Origin of the sequence: Cryobacterium sandaracinum (assembly GCF_004403415.1) — a bacterium.
GTDB classification, from domain to species: Bacteria; Actinomycetota; Actinomycetes; order Actinomycetales; family Microbacteriaceae; genus Cryobacterium; species Cryobacterium sandaracinum.
Map to the genome: position 1 here is coordinate 54,675 of NZ_SOGO01000010.1, position 15,630 is coordinate 70,304.

Genomic DNA, 15,630 nt, shown 5'->3' on the forward strand with positions numbered 1-15,630 from the left:
TCGCTGGCAACACGGTAGACGTTCCTGCCGCCCTGTAAGTCTGCGCCTCAGCGGCGGGGGAAAGACCGCGGCTGCTGGCGATTGGCGAAGCGAGTGCGATAGAAAAAGTTTCCAACGCCAAGCAGCACGATCAGGCTCAGGCTGCTCACCAGAACAATGACGGCGAGCGGAGACAGGCTTGAGGCCACGGAACTGGCGGAGTCCGCCGAGTCGAGCACCTCGGACGGGGTGGGGGTCGCGGTGGCCTCCGAGGTGGCTGCGGTTTCAGGTTGCAGCTGCAGTTGAAGAGGCGCAGTTGGCGTGGTCGTCGTGATGCCGAGCACGCTCAGGTCTGAGGCATCCACAGCTGTTTTCTCGTCCGAGTCTCGATCGCTGGACCGCGAGCTGCTGTAATTCGATCTGCTGTACTGCGAGCGGCTCCCCGCCGGCTCTTCATTCGAGGTCGTGGTCGGGCTCTCCTGGGTCACAGGCGCGGGAGCAACGGCTTCGGGTGCAACGGTCAGGTCGGCGGGTGCCGGTTCCGTCGGCGCTTGGCTGACCTCCGGTTCGGGTGTGTCAGTGGCCGGCGTGTCAACCGGGCTCGGGTTGACCGGGGTGGACGTTTCGGGCGGGGTCTCCGGTACTGGAACGGTCGAATCATCCGACGTTACGACCGGCTCTTCGTTGGTCGCCGTTGAGGGCGGTTCTTCGGCCCAGGCCATGATCGCCGGAGAGCCGATCGAGAGCGCTAAGGCCAACGATCCGGCGGCGATGGCCGCCCCCCAGGCTGCCGACGTAGTCATCTGAAGCCTGTGTCGCTAGAGCGTCATGGTGATAGCGGCAAAACCGGTGATTCCCGCGGCGGCGGCCGCGACGAAGAGAAACGCGTATTGAAGCCGCTTGTGACTGCGCCCACGTCGGAGCAGAGCTTTGTGCCCCATCTGCTCGGGGCGGATCCTAGTCACGTTTTAGCTTATGGCGGGTGTGATCGTGTGGAATACGATCCTGCGTCCCCAAAAAGGGGGTGGGCGTGCACTGGCGGGCTCTTGGCGTATGCAGGGGTTTCGCGTGGTGGAGCGGCGGCCTTGTGCGAGTGTGTGGAAGGCATCCCAACATCCGCATTCCTGGTCGAATGGTCCGAACTCGTCCAGAAGTACCAACGGCTGGCGGCACTCGGTGGGCCGGGGCCGTCGCAGTAAGCTGGTGAGGGTGAACCTGGCGCCGACCGAGGTTGCGGAATGGCGACATCCGGGGCACTCCAATGGCGTGGTCACGTTGAGAGCTTATGCAGCGCTGAGCGGCGCTGAGCGGCGCACGAGGCGAACTTGTGCCCCCAGTGGCGGTGCCCCTAGGAGCGGTGCCCCCCCCCCCCCCCAAATGAACGCAGAATTCGGCGGCCGGGGCCCGGGACGGATTTCGTGGCGGAGATGGGCGACGACGGCGCGAGTCGACCACTCCCGTTTCAGGACTGCTTCAGTCGTGCCGGAGCACTCTGCGCGGGCACGGAAGGTTGGGCGTCCAGCCTGGACTTCCAGGCGAGGAACGGGCGCTCCACCAGCCACCAGCTGATCGTTGCCGCGAGCAGGGTGATCGGCAGGGAGAGCAGAGGGCCGTGCGGGATGGCCGGTGTGGCACTCAGCCACAGCACCACCGGGTAGTTCCACAGGTACGCCGCATACGAGATGGTGCCGAGAGCCAGTGCGGGCCTCAGCCACCGCGCCGGGAGACTCTTCCACTCCCGCAGGTGGAAGATCAGCACCGCTGTCAGGAGAGCCACCAGCGGGCTGATGGCCAGGTAGGTGAGGTGCGAGTTCTTGGCGATAGGGGAGAACGTGATCACCATCAGAATGCCCAGGCTGAGGAGTGAGAGCGCAGCCCGCGGAATGCCGGATTTGGGGAGGAGCCGGCCCAGAGCATCCTGACCCACGTAGGCGGCGGCGCCGATCACCATCGCGATCGCCCAGGAGCTGGGCAGCGTGTAGATGCGCGTAATGTCCGGGGCTGTCATCAGCATCGACGCGATCATGACGGTGGCGATGGCGAGCACCGATCCCGCCAGCACCCAGCGCATGCGACGGAACCGCACCCCGATGGCCAGCAGGATCGGCCAGACGAGGTAGAACTGTTCCTCGGTGGCCAGCGTCCACAGGTGGCTGATGCCCGAACTGCCCAGCGGGATCGGCAGGTTGCCGGTGTAGGTGATGCCGATGAGCAGGGCACGGCCAAGGCCGGCCCTATCGCCCCAGGGGTCAAGAATCAGCGTGACCACGGCCAGAACACCCAACATGAGCACCAGCGCGGGAACCAGTCGTAGTGCGCGATTGCGGTAGAAGCGGCCGTATCGCACCCGACCGAAGCGACCGATGTCGGAGAGGAGCAGCCCGGTGATCAGGTAGCCGCTGAGGGCGAAGAACATGACGACACCCACGATGCCGCCGCCGCCGAACGTGGACGGCCACGCGTGGCGCAGCAGGACCAGCCCGATGGCGAGGCCGCGAATGAGGTCGAGGCCTTCGATGCGCCCGTGTCTACGTGTTTCGGGCACCAATGGTCCTTCGATAAATCGAGCAGTGTCACCAGACCGTATCGGCGTACCTGAGCCCATCACGATCCGGCTCAAAGGGTAACAGGCCCTAAGTCGTGCCGTCGAAGCAGGGGCTGGTCGAGCTGAGGTAGAGCACGGGCGGGAGCGCCGGGTTCGACCCGATCGAGATTCTCAGCGCGGGCGCATTACCGGTGTCACCCGCCGGAACCAGAACCACTGTTCTCGCTACGCCGCCGGGCTTCTCGCCCGTCTCATTCCCCATCACAGGCGTGGTCCAGCCGGCCTTTTCGTTCGTCTGCACCAGTGCGTCGGCTACGTCCAGCGGCTCGGATCCGCTGATGAGCCAGACATAGCGCATGTTCTGCCAGGCGTGCACCGAGGCCTGCGGGCTGCCGTCCGCGCCCAAGCAGCCCACTGACGCGTTCACCAGGTCGACGTGGTCGATCAGGGAGGGCTCAATGGCGGCGATGGCCGCGTCGACCATGCTGGTGGTCGTGGTTTCCTCGGCCCGTTTCGGGGTGACGCCCTGTGCCTCGGAGTCGTCGGCGCATCCGCTCACCATCAGAACGCCGGCAACCAGGGCGGCTCCAGCGAGTGCCGTGCCCCCATGACGATTCAATCTGCGCAGCATGCTGCCCCCCAAGATGTTGTGGGCGCTACCTCTCGGCGGCGCGCCATGTCCCTGCGCAAAACACCCCCGCGCTCTGCAAGCCTAGAGGCCCCCCTCTAGTCGTGACACCGGTTCGGTTGTAGTCGCTGCGGCGACTTCGGCGGGTAGCGCCAAAGTTCTGGGCTCGGAGGCTTCAGCGGATGGAAGGCCAGTCGAGCCGACCACGATTACTACGGAGGTAACGATAATCACCCCGAATGACGCAGCCCGATGGATTGTGGCCAGGAGGTGGGCTGCTCGCATGAGGTCAGGCTTTCTGGTTTGGCCGCTCGGGCGGCACCCTGTGTCTAGCCGCCGTTTGTGCGGCCTTTCGACCCCCATTTCGGGCTGCACTCGGCAAACTGAACCCAGTTTTGGATGTGTTGGTGATTCCCTTGGGGCCGCGGGCTGTGGTTCGTGCGGGGCTTTGACGGGCCGGTTAGGGCAGCATGGCGCTGCTCACGGAGTTCTCGCCGCCGAGCACGATGATGCGGGTGGGGCGTAGCCGGTCGAGTTCGGCCTGGATGACGGCGGGGATGCTGTCGGCTTGCACGAGCAGCACGGGGGCGCCGTTCTTGGCTGCAACCGGGGCGCCGGAGAGGGCGTCCGGGAAGGTGTAGCCGTTGGCGAGGTAGACCACCGGGATGCCGGGGGCGAACGTGGCGGCTGAGATCGCGGCGGAGGCGGCGAATCGGTCCGGCCCGTGCAGTCGGGTCGCCCCGCCGGGGGCAAGCAGCGCGAGCTGGGCGGCGACGTTCGGGTCCACGGATGTCTCTCCACCCAACAGCACGATGCGCGACGGGCGCAGGCGGGTCAGTTCGGCCTGGATCTCGGTCGGAATGGCGTCTGGCCGCACGAGCAGCACGGGGGCGCCGGCTTGGGCGGCGACCGGGGCTCCGGAGAGTGCGTCGGGAAAGCTGAGGCCACTGGCCACGTAGACCACGGGCACGCCCGGGGCGAAGCTGGCGGCTGAGATGGCGGCCGAGGCGGCGAAGCGATCCGGGCCAAAGAGCCGGGTCACGTCCCTCGAGGAGGTGAACGTGGACAGCTGCTCGGCCACGACGGCGCCCACCGAGCTCTCCCCGCCCAGAACGACGATGCGCGCGGGTTTCAGTCGCGACAGCTCGGCCTGGATGACGGCGGGGATGCCGTCGGGCTGCACGAGCAGCACGGGGGCGCCGTTTTTGGCCGCGACCGGGGCGCCCGAGAGGGCATCCGGGAAATTGGTGCCGCTGGCGATGTACACCACCGGGGCTCCCGGGCCGAAGTTCGCCGCGGAGATGGCCGCCGACGCCGCGAACCGATCGCTCCCCGACAAACGGGCGCGCAGGTGGCTCCACCGGCTGGCCGGGTCCACCGTGCCGGCCTGCTGGATGTCGTCGTCGCCGATGGTGACCGACGATTGAACGCCGCCGACGCTGGCCCAGTCCGTCACCGGGCTCGGGGCTCCACCGTTCACCCGGTAGACCTGGCCGCTGGGCTTGGCGGTGATGAAGGTGCCGTCTGCGGGATAGCGGCGCAGGTGGCTCCACCGGCCCGCGGCATCCGGTGCCCCGGCGTTGCGGATGGTGTCGCCGCCGATCGCCACGGTGGGTTGCTGGCCGCCGTGGGTCGCCCAGGTCGACACGTAGATCGGTGCGCCGCCCGCGATACGGTAGACCTCGCCGCTGGGCTTGGAGAGCACGAAGGTGCCGTCGGCGGGGTGCTGCGGCAGTTTGGCCCACTGGCCGTCGGAGAGGGTGATCAGCGGCTGGGGTCCGCCGAAGACGGCCCAGTCGGAGACGTAGACGGGGGCGCCGCCGACGATGCGGTAGACGTGGCCGCCGTGGAGCACGAAGACACCCTCAGAGAGCGGCGAGCCTGCGTCTTTGAAGTGGATGTAGCCGGTGGGGGCGGTGGCCGCGATCGTGCGTCGGTGATAGGCACCGTCGGGCACGCCGTCGACGCGCCAGTTGTACTCCTCAGTGACGATGGTGCCGTCTTTGTTCACGGCCTCCACCCAGGCCAGGTGGCCGTAGGACCACCAGGCCACGGCACCCACCGTAGGATTGGTGTCGACGGTGTAGCCGCGGGCCCGGGCGTCGGCGCCCCACCCGCTGGCGTCGTTGTAGAAGGGCATCTCGAAGCCGTTTCGCGAGCTGAGGCGGAAGGCCACGAACGACGTGCACTCGCGGTTGTACATGCGCCAGGTGTCGAACACGGTGTCGATGGGGATGTTGCGCCACTGGGCCGGGTAGTCGTCGGTGCCCGCGTAGGCGGCGGGGGCGAAGACGAGGGCTGAGGCAGCCAGGGATAAGGCTGTCAGCAGGGCGGTCACGGCTCTGCGTAGACGGATGCGGCGACGGGGGCGGGAGGGTGTGTCGAGGCCTGCGTGGATTTCCATCTGCGTCCCTAGAAAGTGAGACCAGCAGATGCTGCCCCGTCCCGGCTCTCTCATCGTAATGGCCGGTTGCACAGAGTATCTAACGGATCCTCAAGTCCGCCTGCCCTCGTTCGGGTGGCACCTTAATCGGGTCACTTCTGACCAGGCCGGTTTGTGGTCTACTTACATCGGGCGACGCCCACAAAGTGCTGGCAATGGGGGATTTTCATGGGGCGTTTGCGATGGGCGCGGCAGCATGCCGCAATACTGGTTACAGTTGCGCTGGGGGTCACACTCACTCCCGGTGGCGCGGCGTTCGGCCTCGGTGATGAGCCGGTTTTCGGTGCGGAGGTCCCGGCCTCGGTGTCGTTCGAGAATGACATGGTCATGCCCGAAGACCTGGGGTTGCCGGCTGCTTCGGAAGCGCCGGAACCCGATGGTGCACTCCCGTTCTCTATCGCCCCGCTTGCGCAGTCGGTCCACACCGTCGACGTCGCGGTAGTGACCCCGGCCGGTTGGAAGGGTTCCGTTGTTCCGTTGGCGGGATGGGACGAATGGGGTTCCTCTATGGTGCTCGACGATGCGGGCATTCGCTCGCTGATGGAGCAGACGGGAAAGTACTGGAAGTCGCAGACCAACGGCCAAGTTGCCTCAGTCACGGTGAGCCCGAAGATCCTCCGTTATAGCAGCGAGCTCGACTGCGCTGACTATTCGGGGCTGTGGGACGAAGCCTCAGCTGAATTCGGCAAAGGGGATTGGGACTACCTCAACGTGAAGTCGCAGCATTTGGTGGTGTTCGTGCCCTCTGACTGCCCAGCACAGGCTTCGGGCATGGGAACGGTGGGCGGCCCCTCTGCCTCGGTAAGTACAGCGAACGGTGGCGAGATTTGGATTCGGTCTGCCGGCGTCGATGTGATGGCACACGAATTCGGACACAATCTCGGGCTTTTCCACTCGAAAGAGCACTATTGCGCTGATTCCCGGCTCGCCGAACTCCAACTGACCGAAGACTGCACCGACCATGACTACGGAGACGCCTACGACATTATGGGGTCTAGCGCCAGCATCTTTGACTCGGTTAGCGCCCCGACAGCTCTCAACGCGACCAACAAGTATCGCCTTAACGCCCTGGCCAGCGGTGAGGAGCTGGCGGTGACTCTGCCAACGGGTGTTTCTGCCGGCGAAACCACGTCAGTGCTGTCCTCCACGGGGCAAACGTCGGGTAGACGCAATCTGAGAGTTACAGATCCGCAAACGAACCGGGTCTATTTCGTTGAGTTCCGTGGTGGGGACGGATTCGATGCCGCCGCCAGATATGCTACTCAGTTGGACAGGGCAAGCCCGATCGGCATTGGGGTGAGAGTGTTAGCCATCCATGATCGAGCATCGACGGTTCTGCAGACCTTTGACCCGGCTACGGTCACGGGTCGTCGGCAGTATCTGAAGACCGGTGAACGCTTAACACTGCCTTCTGGCGGCGTAACGGTCACCGTACTGAATATTGCCGGTGGCGTCGCCACGGTCAAGGTCGCCCTGTCCCGGGTGCCGGCACCTGCCTTGGCCGTCGATACGCAGGCTCCTCAGCTGATGGCGTTCGACTTCACCCCCAAGATGGTGACAGCCGGTACCGGCCTGAAGAAAATCACCGTGACCGCCCGTGTAACGGATGACGTGTCCGGCCTGGTTACGCCGGTCTTCGACCTGCGCCAGGACGGGGGAAACGGATGGACAAGTATCCTGGCCTCGAATTCCAGGATGTCGCTCAGCTCGGGAACCCCGCAGAACGGGATCTACCAGCACACGGTTGAGCTTCAGACCGACTACCTCACGCCCGGCGCCTGGGAAGTCGCGCTGCGACCGCTGACCGACATGGCGGGCAACGCAGGGAGCAGCGACCCGCTGACCGGATTCCCACACACGTTCACAGTGAGCCCGCCCGCGGTGCCCACGGTGCCTGCGGCGGCGATAAACGTCACTGCGGTTGCCGGTGATGCGTCAGCCGTGGTCTCCTGGATTGCGCCGGCAAACGACGGAACACCCGTGACCAGCTATACCGTCACCGCGACTCCCGGCGGGGCCACGGTCACCACCGGTGGTGCGCTCACCGCCACGCTCACGGGTCTGACCAACGGCACCAGCTACCGGTTCAGCGTGACGGCCGACAACTCGGTCGGTGCCTCCGCAGCATCGGCACCCAGCAACGCGGTGACTCCCGTGTTGCCGGTCCCGGTGGTTCCGAAGGTTCCAATCCCTGCGGTGCTTCGCCTTTCGGGCGCGGACCGGTTCGCTGCGTCGGCGTCGATCTCAGAGGCGAGCTTCAACCCCGGTGTGTCGGTGGCGTACATCGCGAACGGGTTGAAGTTCCCGGATGCCCTGTCGGGGGCGCCTGTCGCGGGCAAGAACAATGCCCCGGTGCTGTTGGTGACCGCGGATGGTATTCCGGCCACGATTGCGACGGAATTGAAGCGGTTAAAGCCGAAGAAGATCGTGATCCTGGGTGGCACGGCGTCGGTGAACGCCGCGGTACAAAAGTCGTTGCAGGCGTTCGCTCCGGTGGAGCGTTTGGCGGGCGCGGACCGGTTCGATGCGTCGGCGGCGATCTCGGCGAAGAACTTCAGCGAGGGAGTGCCGGTGGCCTACATCGCCAATGGGTTGAAGTTCCCGGATGCACTCTCGGGCGCCCCCGTGGCAGGCAAGAATAATTCCCCGGTGTTGTTGGTGACAGCGGACAGCATTCCTGCGTCGATTACGGCCGAATTGAAGCGGTTGAAGCCGAAGAAGATCGTGGTGCTCGGCGGCACGGCGTCGGTGAGCGCCCAGGTGCAGAAGTCGTTGCAGGCGTTCGCTCCGGTGAACGTGCCCGTGGAACGCTTGGCTGGGGCGGACCGGTTCGATGCGTCAGCGGCGATCTCGAAGGCCAACTTCACCGCGGTGGTGCCGGTGGTCTACGTCGCCAATGGGTTGAAGTTCCCGGATGCCCTGTCGGGTGCTCCGGTGGCGGGCAAGAACAAGGCACCGGTGCTTCTGGTCACTGCGGACGGAATTCCTGCGTCGATTGTGGCCGAATTGAAGCGGTTGAAGCCGGCGAAGATCGTCGTTCTGGGCGGTACCGCCTCGGTGTCAGAAGCCGTTGAGAAACAGTTGGCTGCGTACATCCGCTGAGCTGGTCGGGGGCCCGGATTGGGGGTTCACCTCTGTGCGGGGCCGCCGATACGTTGGACGTATTGGGCTCCCTCTTGGGAACGCTGTGATCGCACCACTGGGGGAGGAAACCCGTGTCGGCTTCTCGCGTCATGAATTCAAGTGTTTCGGATGCTGGGCAGAGCGGGCGGAGGTGGCGGCGGCCCGGCGTGACGTGGGTCGCCGTTGTGGCGCTGCTGTGTGGCCTGGTCGGGGCCGGTGCGGTTGTCGGCGGCGAGGCGGTGCCGGCTGTTGCGGCTACCGGGACTGCATCGATCAGCGGCAACGTCAAAGGGCAAGGGTCTCCGAACGTGAACCTGGAGGGTGCGTCCGTTTCTGTGCGAACACCTATCGGAGAATGGGAAGGCTCCGCGCAGACAGATGCGAGCGGCAACTATCTGGTCGCCAATCTTCCGGCTGGTTCCTACACGCTCGAGTTCAGCTTCGTCTCGTCCACAATCGCCTATGCGGCGCAGTGGTGGGGTGCTGAGCCGACACGAACATCCGCCGTCTACTTCGGTGTCACCACCGGACAGGTTGTGACGGGGAAGAATGCCGTCCTGACGCCTGCTGCATCGATCAGCGGAAACGTGAAGGGGGAAGGCACTCCGAACATGAACCTGCAGGGTCTGAACGTCCTCGTCTATGCTGCCGACGGGGAACAGGTTTCCAACACGACCACGGACGCAAATGGCAACTACTCGGTACCCGGGTTGAGCGCGAATTCCTACACGCTCACGTTCCTGTCCTACGGAGTCTCGAATTACGCTACGGAATCGTGGGGTAATTCGCCTTTACGTGCAACGGCTGTTTACTTCCCTGTCGCTGCTGGTCAAATGGCTACCGGGAAAGATGCAGTACTCAACCGTGGCGCCTCTGTCAGCGGAAATATCAAAGGGCAGGGCTCGCCCAGCCTGAACCTCACCCGCGCGGGTGTAGGTGCGTACAACTCGGACGGCGATTATATCGGGGGTGCCGCCGCGAATAGCAATGGTGATTTCACAATCTCCGGAGTCGGTGCCGCCGCCACCACTCTGCATTTCGGGGCGGATTCTCACGCTTCGGAATGGTGGAATGACCAGACCTCACGAGCTGCGGCACAGTACTTCTCTGTTCCATTTCAAGGCGTCGTGGCAGGGAAAGATGCCGTTTTGGCTCCTGGAACAGACAGCCGATATGAAGTAACGGCGAGCAACGTCGGCGCTGCTGTTGCGGGATATGCCGTCACAGTGAATTTCGATGCACTCATATCGACCTCCTGCATGGCCGGCTGGATCTTGGTGCAGGTGCTTCCGGACGGGGTCGATCCCGAGGGATCTGCAGGGCTCGACCTGACAGGAACAGGCTGGCAGCGGATCGATACCAACGGTTCGCAGTCGACCAGCTTCTCCGTACCTGCCGCCGGCGCCTACTCGGTATTCATGAGCAGCCCGAATAAAGGTTCAGGGTGCGATGGCCCCGACAAGACCGGGAGCTACCATGCCTCGGCGAACTTTGTCGTGACGCCCGGTGTGGCGCGATTGGCGGGCGCTGACCGGTTCGACGCCTCGGCGGGGATTTCGGCAGCGAACTTCGCACCCGGTGTGTCGGTGGCCTACATCGCCAACGGGTTGAAGTTCCCGGATGCTTTGTCGGGTGCCCCTGTCGCCGGCAAGAACAATGCCCCGGTGTTGCTGGTCACCGCGGATGGCGTTCCTGCATCGATTGCGACGGAGTTGGAGCGGTTGAAGCCGGGCAAGATCGTGATTCTGGGTGGCACGGCGTCGGTGAACACCGCGGTGCAGAAGTCGTTGCAGCAATATGCTCCGGTGAATGTTCCGGTGGAGCGTTTGGCGGGTGCGGATCGGTTCGATGCGTCGGCGGCGATCTCGAAGGCGAGTTTTGATCCGGGTGTCGCCGTGGCGTATGTCGCCAATGGGTTGAAGTTCCCGGATGCACTCTCGGGCGCCCCGGTGGCGGGCAAGAATAATTCCCCGGTGTTGTTGGTGACGTCGGACGGTATTCCGGCCACGATTGCGACTGAGTTGGCGCGGTTGAAGCCGGGCAAGATCGTGGTGCTCGGCGGCACGGCGTCGGTGAGCGCGGCGGTGCAGACGTTGTTGCAGCAATACGCCCCGGTGAACGTGCCCGTGGAACGCTTGGCTGGGGCGGATCGGTTCGATGCGTCGGCGGCGATCTCGAAGGCCAACTTCACCGCGGTGGTGCCGGTGGTCTACATCGCCAACGGGCTAAAGTTCCCGGACGCCCTGTCGGGGGCTCCTGTGGCCGGCAAGAACAAGGCGCCGGTGCTGCTGGTGACCGCGGACAGTGTTCCTGCATCGATTGCGGCGGAGCTGGACCGGTTGCAGCCGGCGAAGATCGTCGTTCTGGGCGGTACCGCCTCGGTGTCGGAAGCGGTCGCGACGCAGTTGGCTGGATACATCCGCTGAGCTGAATGCCCGCCAGCCCAGCCCATAACTGGGCTGGTGGGCATCCCGTTCGGACCCTTGTAAACTTGAAGCTCGAATTCAAGGGGTGAGCGCGTGATCGATCTGGAGCTTCAGCGGGAACAGAACTATGTCGCGAACCTGTACGCGCGCCTCGACGCGCTGCAGCGGGAGGCCGAGCAGCAGCTCGTGGCGGTGCGGCGGCTCGACGTGGGCGGCAACCATCAGTCCCGCTCGGAGCGCGACACTTTTGCGCGTCTCTACGAAGACCGCATTGTGCAGCTGCGTGAGGTTGACGACCGGTTGGCGTTCGGCCGGCTCGAGGTGGCCGCCGACGGTTCTGGCCTTGGTTCCGGGTCCGGTTCTGGCTCCGGTTCGTCCTCCGACTCCGACTCCGACGCGACGGATGCCTCCGTCTACCGCTACATCGGCCGGCTGGGGCTGCGCGACGAAGATCTGCAGCCCATCCTGCTCGACTGGCGGGTGCCGCAGGCCAGCGCGTTCTACCAGGCCACCGCGGCCACGCCGCTCGGGGCCCGCGCCCGCCGGCACCTGCTCTCGAAGGGGCGGGACATCGTGCGCATCGAGGACGAGATCCTCGACGCCGCCCTGCTCGAGGGCGATTCGGCAACCGTGCACCAGGGGGAGGGCGCACTGCTGGCCGCGCTCACCGCCCAGCGCACCGGGCACATGAGCGACATCGTGGCGACGATCCAGGCGGAGCAGGACCGCATCATCCGTTCAGACCTGAAGGGTGTGCTCGTGGTGCAGGGCGGGCCCGGCACCGGCAAGACGGCCGTGGCCCTGCACCGGGCGGCATACCTCTTATATACGCATCGCGATCGGCTGAAGAACTCGGGTGTGCTCATCGTGGGGCCGTCCGAGTCCTTCCTGAACTACATCGAGGCGGTGCTGCCGTCGCTGGGGGAGACCGGGGTGGTGCTCGCATCCGTCGGCCAGCTCTACCCGGGCATCGAGGCCACCCGAGAGGATGCCCCGGCCGTGGCCGCGATCAAGGGCCAGACCTCGATGGCCCGGCTGGTCGAGCGCGCAGTGCGCTCGCGGCAGCGGGTGCCGGCGTCGGCGCAGGTGCTGGTCGTCAGCGGTGACCGGCTCACCCTGAAGCCGCAGCTGATCGAGACCGCGATTCACCGAGCGCGGGCCGGCGGCAAGCCGCACAACGAGGCCCGGGTGACGTTCGTCAAGAACGCGCTCACCGCGCTGTCCCGGGAGTGGCTCGCGCAGTTGCAGAAGCAGGGCCGGTCGATGGACGACACCGACCTGCCCATGTTGCGCGAAGACCTGCGCCTGGCCGACGACGTGCGGGTGGCGCTGAACACCGCCTGGCTGCCACTCACCCCCGAGAAGCTGGTGCGAGACCTCTATGCGCGCCCGCAGTGGCTGGCGCAGCTCACCCCCACCTGGACGCCGGAGCAGCGCGCACTGCTGCACCGGTCGCGGGATGCCGAGTTCACCATCTCGGACGTGCCGCTGCTCGATGAGGCGGCCGAGCACCTGGGCGAGTACAACGTGGTCGACGCGGCGCAGCGGCGTGAGCAGAAGGAGCAGCGCAAGCGCGACGTGGAGAACGCCGAGCTGGCGATCTCGAACATGGAGGTGAAGGGCTTGGTGAACGCCAAGGCGCTCGCCGACAATTTCGCCGAGCTGGGCGACCGGGCCACCACGGCCGAGCGTGCCGCCCTCGACCGCACCTGGACCTACGGGCACGTGGTCGTCGACGAGGCGCAGGAACTGTCGCCGATGCAGTGGCGGCTGGTGCTGCGGCGGGGTCCGCTGCGCTCGTTCACGATCGTGGGCGACATCGCGCAGGCGGCGTCGGCCGCGGCCGCGTCGAACTGGCGCGACGCCCTCGAGCCTCTGCTCGGCTCCTCGCTCGAGGCCGCGCGGTGGCGGCTCGAGGAGCTCACCGTGAACTACCGCACGCCCAGCCAGATCGCCGCGGCCGCCGAGTCGATGGCGCTCGCGCACGACCTGCCGATCACCCCGGCCCGGTCGGTGCGGGCGAGCGAGTGGCCGATTGAGACGGTGACGGATGTCGTTTCGGCCGTTCGGCGGGAACGTTCCCTAGGTCTCGGGGGAACCGTCGCAGTGATCGTGCTGGAGCCCTCGCTGGCTGAAGTTGTGGCTTCACTGTCTGCTGAGTTCGGTTCCTTGGGCGTCGGTATCGGTGTCGGGGCTGCGGGACTGCTCAAGGACGTGGCGGTGCTCACCCCGCAGGATTCGAAGGGGCTGGAGTTCGACGCCGTGATCGTGGTGGACCCGGCGGGGATCGTGGCGGCGTCTTCGCGTGGGGCCGGGGCGCTGTACGTGGCGATGACGCGGCCCACGCAGCGGCTGTATCTCGTGGCGACGGGGGAGCTGCCCGTGGGGCTGTAGCGGCCCGGTGGTCTCGCTTGTCGAAACCCGGCGAGCCATTCTCTGAACCCGACCATTGGCGTAATTGATATCGAAACTTGAGTAAAAATCTTGACCTGACATTCGAAGTCATTTACAATTGAGGCATGGCAGGAGCCCCCACTCCGCACCACCCCACCGCCTCCACTCAGGCGGTGTCTCCCCTTGCACAATCTCCCTTCGTGCAGCAGCTCCAGCAGGCCCGTGACCTGGCCGCGGCCGTGCTCGATTCGGTGTCCTTTTCCCTCCTTAACGAGGCCGATGCCATGGCGGTGCTCGGCACGGTCGAAGACCTCGGCCGCCGGGTCGATGCTGCCAGGGTCGCATCCGCCGCCGACATTTCCGTGCGGTCCCGCCGCATTCTCGGTCACGAGTCCCTCGCGTACAAGAACGGGGCGACGAACGGCGTCGACCTGATCACCCGCCTGACCCGCGTCTCCGCCCGGGAGGCGAACCGGCGGGTGCGGCTGGGCGAGAACCTGATCCCGCGCCTGGCCGGCACGAGCATGCTGCCGCCCTACTATCCGGCCGTAGCCGATGCCCTTACCGCCGGGGACCTCGGCGTGGACGCGGCCGAGAACATCGTCACCGCCCTCGACAAGGTCGCGGCCCGGGTGGTGCCCGACGACCTCGGCGCGGTCGAACGCACCCTGGTTGCCAATGCGACCGGTGCGATCACCGACGAAACCCGCGGGCTCCCGGGCGAGGGGTTCGCGTTTCCGGCGGACCTCGTGCGCGGGCTCGCCACGCAGTGGCAGGCCCACCTCGACCCCGACGGCACCGCCCCCAACGAGCCCGTCGCCGAAGCCCGCAGCACCGTGGGGTTCGGGCTTTTTCGTGACGGCCTCTACCCTTTGCGCGGTGGCGTCACCGCCGAGCTCCGTGGCATTATGAACGCGATCTTCGATACCTATCTTTCCGCGCACGCGGCCCCCGCGTTCCCCACCGAAGAGGAACAGGCGCGCATGAATGCCTGGCAGCTGATCCCGGGCGCAGAAGCCGCATCCCTCAGCGACGACCGTAACGGCGGTGAGAAGCGTGCCGACATCCTTCGCGGCGTGTTTGAGGCCGCCACCCGTGATGCGGGGACCCCGAGCATGGGCGGCGCGGCCCCCACCGTCATGATCCACGTCAACCAGGCCGACCTGACAGCCGACCGCGGCGTGGGCTGGATCGACGGCGTCGAAGCGCCGGTCTCGCTGACAACCGTGAAGCAGGCGCTCTGCGCCGGCGGGTTCCAGGAGATCCGGTTCGGGTCGCACAACGAGGTCCTCAGCCTCAGCACCGAAAATCGTTTCTTCAACCGGGCCCAGCGCCGCGCCATCGCTGCCCGCGATGGCGGCTGCACCATTCCCGGGTGCACCGTGCCGGCAGCCTGGTGCGAGGTGCACCACGTGATCCCTTGGTATCGCGGGGGCAAAACCGTGATCACCAACGGGGTGCTGCTGTGTTGGTTTCATCACCACAGCATCGACACGTCGGGCTGGGAAATCCGCATGATCCGCGGCAAACCCGAAGTCAGGGCACCCTATTGCTACGACCCCACTCGCACGTGGCGGCCCGCGGGCAGTCAGAGGTCAGCTCTCCGAAACGCCACCTGAGGCTGCTTCTGCTTCGAGCCGGGCCGTGAACTCACTCATGCCGGTGCTAATTTTTTCTTGACGCGAGTCGTCATCTTCGGGGTTGCCAGGGGCGTCATACGACCAGGACGTGTACACGTTGGGGTCGATCACGAGGAACGCGGCCAGCGAGCTGCGCGGAATCGGTTCATAGTCGCGTACCTGATCTTCCGCGTGGTCGATACTCATCCACGCGATGCGGGTGTTCTCTGGCAGGACAACCAAGCCTTGACCGGAAGCCCTCGGAGAACTCCGGTGGAACGGTGGCGTGCACCTGAGCGAAACCGCAAGTGGCGCGCGCCGGCGCGAGAGTATTGAGCAGCGCCTGGCACACCTCCGAGGACCCGACGGTGATCATAAGCTCGACGACCGTAGTGCCGGGGTCGATGGCGATCGCGCCGAGAAGCCGGCCGTCATCGGTTTCGGCGACCAAGGCGAATGCCTTTGAGTCGCTC

General features: G+C 65.8%; 9 protein-coding genes. 4 read left to right on the top strand and 5 right to left on the bottom strand.

Annotation, left to right across the window (positions count from 1 at the left end):
* Positions 1-47: 47 nt before the first annotated feature.
* The 4 genes from E3T25_RS03210 to E3T25_RS03225 all read right to left on the bottom strand — a co-directional run bounded on the left by E3T25_RS03210 (position 48) and on the right by E3T25_RS03225 (position 5,556).
* Positions 48-782, bottom strand: a complete 735-nt coding sequence (locus E3T25_RS03210; RefSeq protein WP_134372138.1) for a hypothetical protein — start codon at positions 780-782, stop codon at positions 48-50.
* 659 nt (positions 783-1,441) lie between these two features.
* On the bottom strand, positions 1,442-2,524 hold the full coding sequence (locus E3T25_RS03215) for an acyltransferase family protein (protein ID WP_241980580.1): 1,083 nt from the start codon (positions 2,522-2,524) through the stop codon (positions 1,442-1,444).
* 88 nt (positions 2,525-2,612) lie between these two features.
* Positions 2,613-3,143: a hypothetical protein gene (locus tag E3T25_RS03220; protein WP_134372142.1), complete on the bottom strand. Its 531-nt coding sequence runs from the start codon at positions 3,141-3,143 to the stop codon at positions 2,613-2,615.
* Between the two features lie 469 nt (positions 3,144-3,612).
* Positions 3,613-5,556, bottom strand: coding sequence for a cell wall-binding repeat-containing protein (locus tag E3T25_RS03225; RefSeq protein WP_166785931.1), 1,944 nt, complete (start codon positions 5,554-5,556; stop codon positions 3,613-3,615).
* A 207-nt stretch (positions 5,557-5,763) separates the two neighbouring features.
* Between E3T25_RS03225 and E3T25_RS03230 the strand changes: the two genes are divergently transcribed.
* From E3T25_RS03230 to E3T25_RS03245, 4 genes are all read left to right on the top strand, one after another.
* Complete coding sequence (locus E3T25_RS03230; RefSeq protein ID WP_134372146.1) at positions 5,764-8,697, top strand: cell wall-binding repeat-containing protein; 2,934 nt, start codon at positions 5,764-5,766, stop codon at positions 8,695-8,697.
* A gap of 188 nt (positions 8,698-8,885) precedes the next feature.
* Positions 8,886-11,144, top strand: coding sequence for a cell wall-binding repeat-containing protein (locus tag E3T25_RS03235; RefSeq protein WP_166785932.1), 2,259 nt, complete (start codon positions 8,886-8,888; stop codon positions 11,142-11,144).
* Between the two features lie 93 nt (positions 11,145-11,237).
* Positions 11,238-13,538, top strand: coding sequence for a HelD family protein (locus E3T25_RS03240; protein ID WP_134372150.1), 2,301 nt, complete (start codon positions 11,238-11,240; stop codon positions 13,536-13,538).
* Positions 13,539-13,663: 125 nt separating this feature from the next.
* The gene (locus E3T25_RS03245) at positions 13,664-15,157 is read left to right on the top strand and encodes an HNH endonuclease signature motif containing protein (RefSeq protein ID WP_134372152.1); all 1,494 of its coding nucleotides are present in this window, start codon (positions 13,664-13,666) and stop codon (positions 15,155-15,157) included.
* Here E3T25_RS03245 and E3T25_RS03250 read toward each other — a convergent pair.
* Positions 15,134-15,364, bottom strand: a complete 231-nt coding sequence (locus E3T25_RS03250) for a hypothetical protein (RefSeq protein ID WP_134372154.1) — start codon at positions 15,362-15,364, stop codon at positions 15,134-15,136. The genes E3T25_RS03245 and E3T25_RS03250 overlap by 24 nt on opposite strands.
* Positions 15,365-15,630 lie beyond the last annotated feature (266 nt).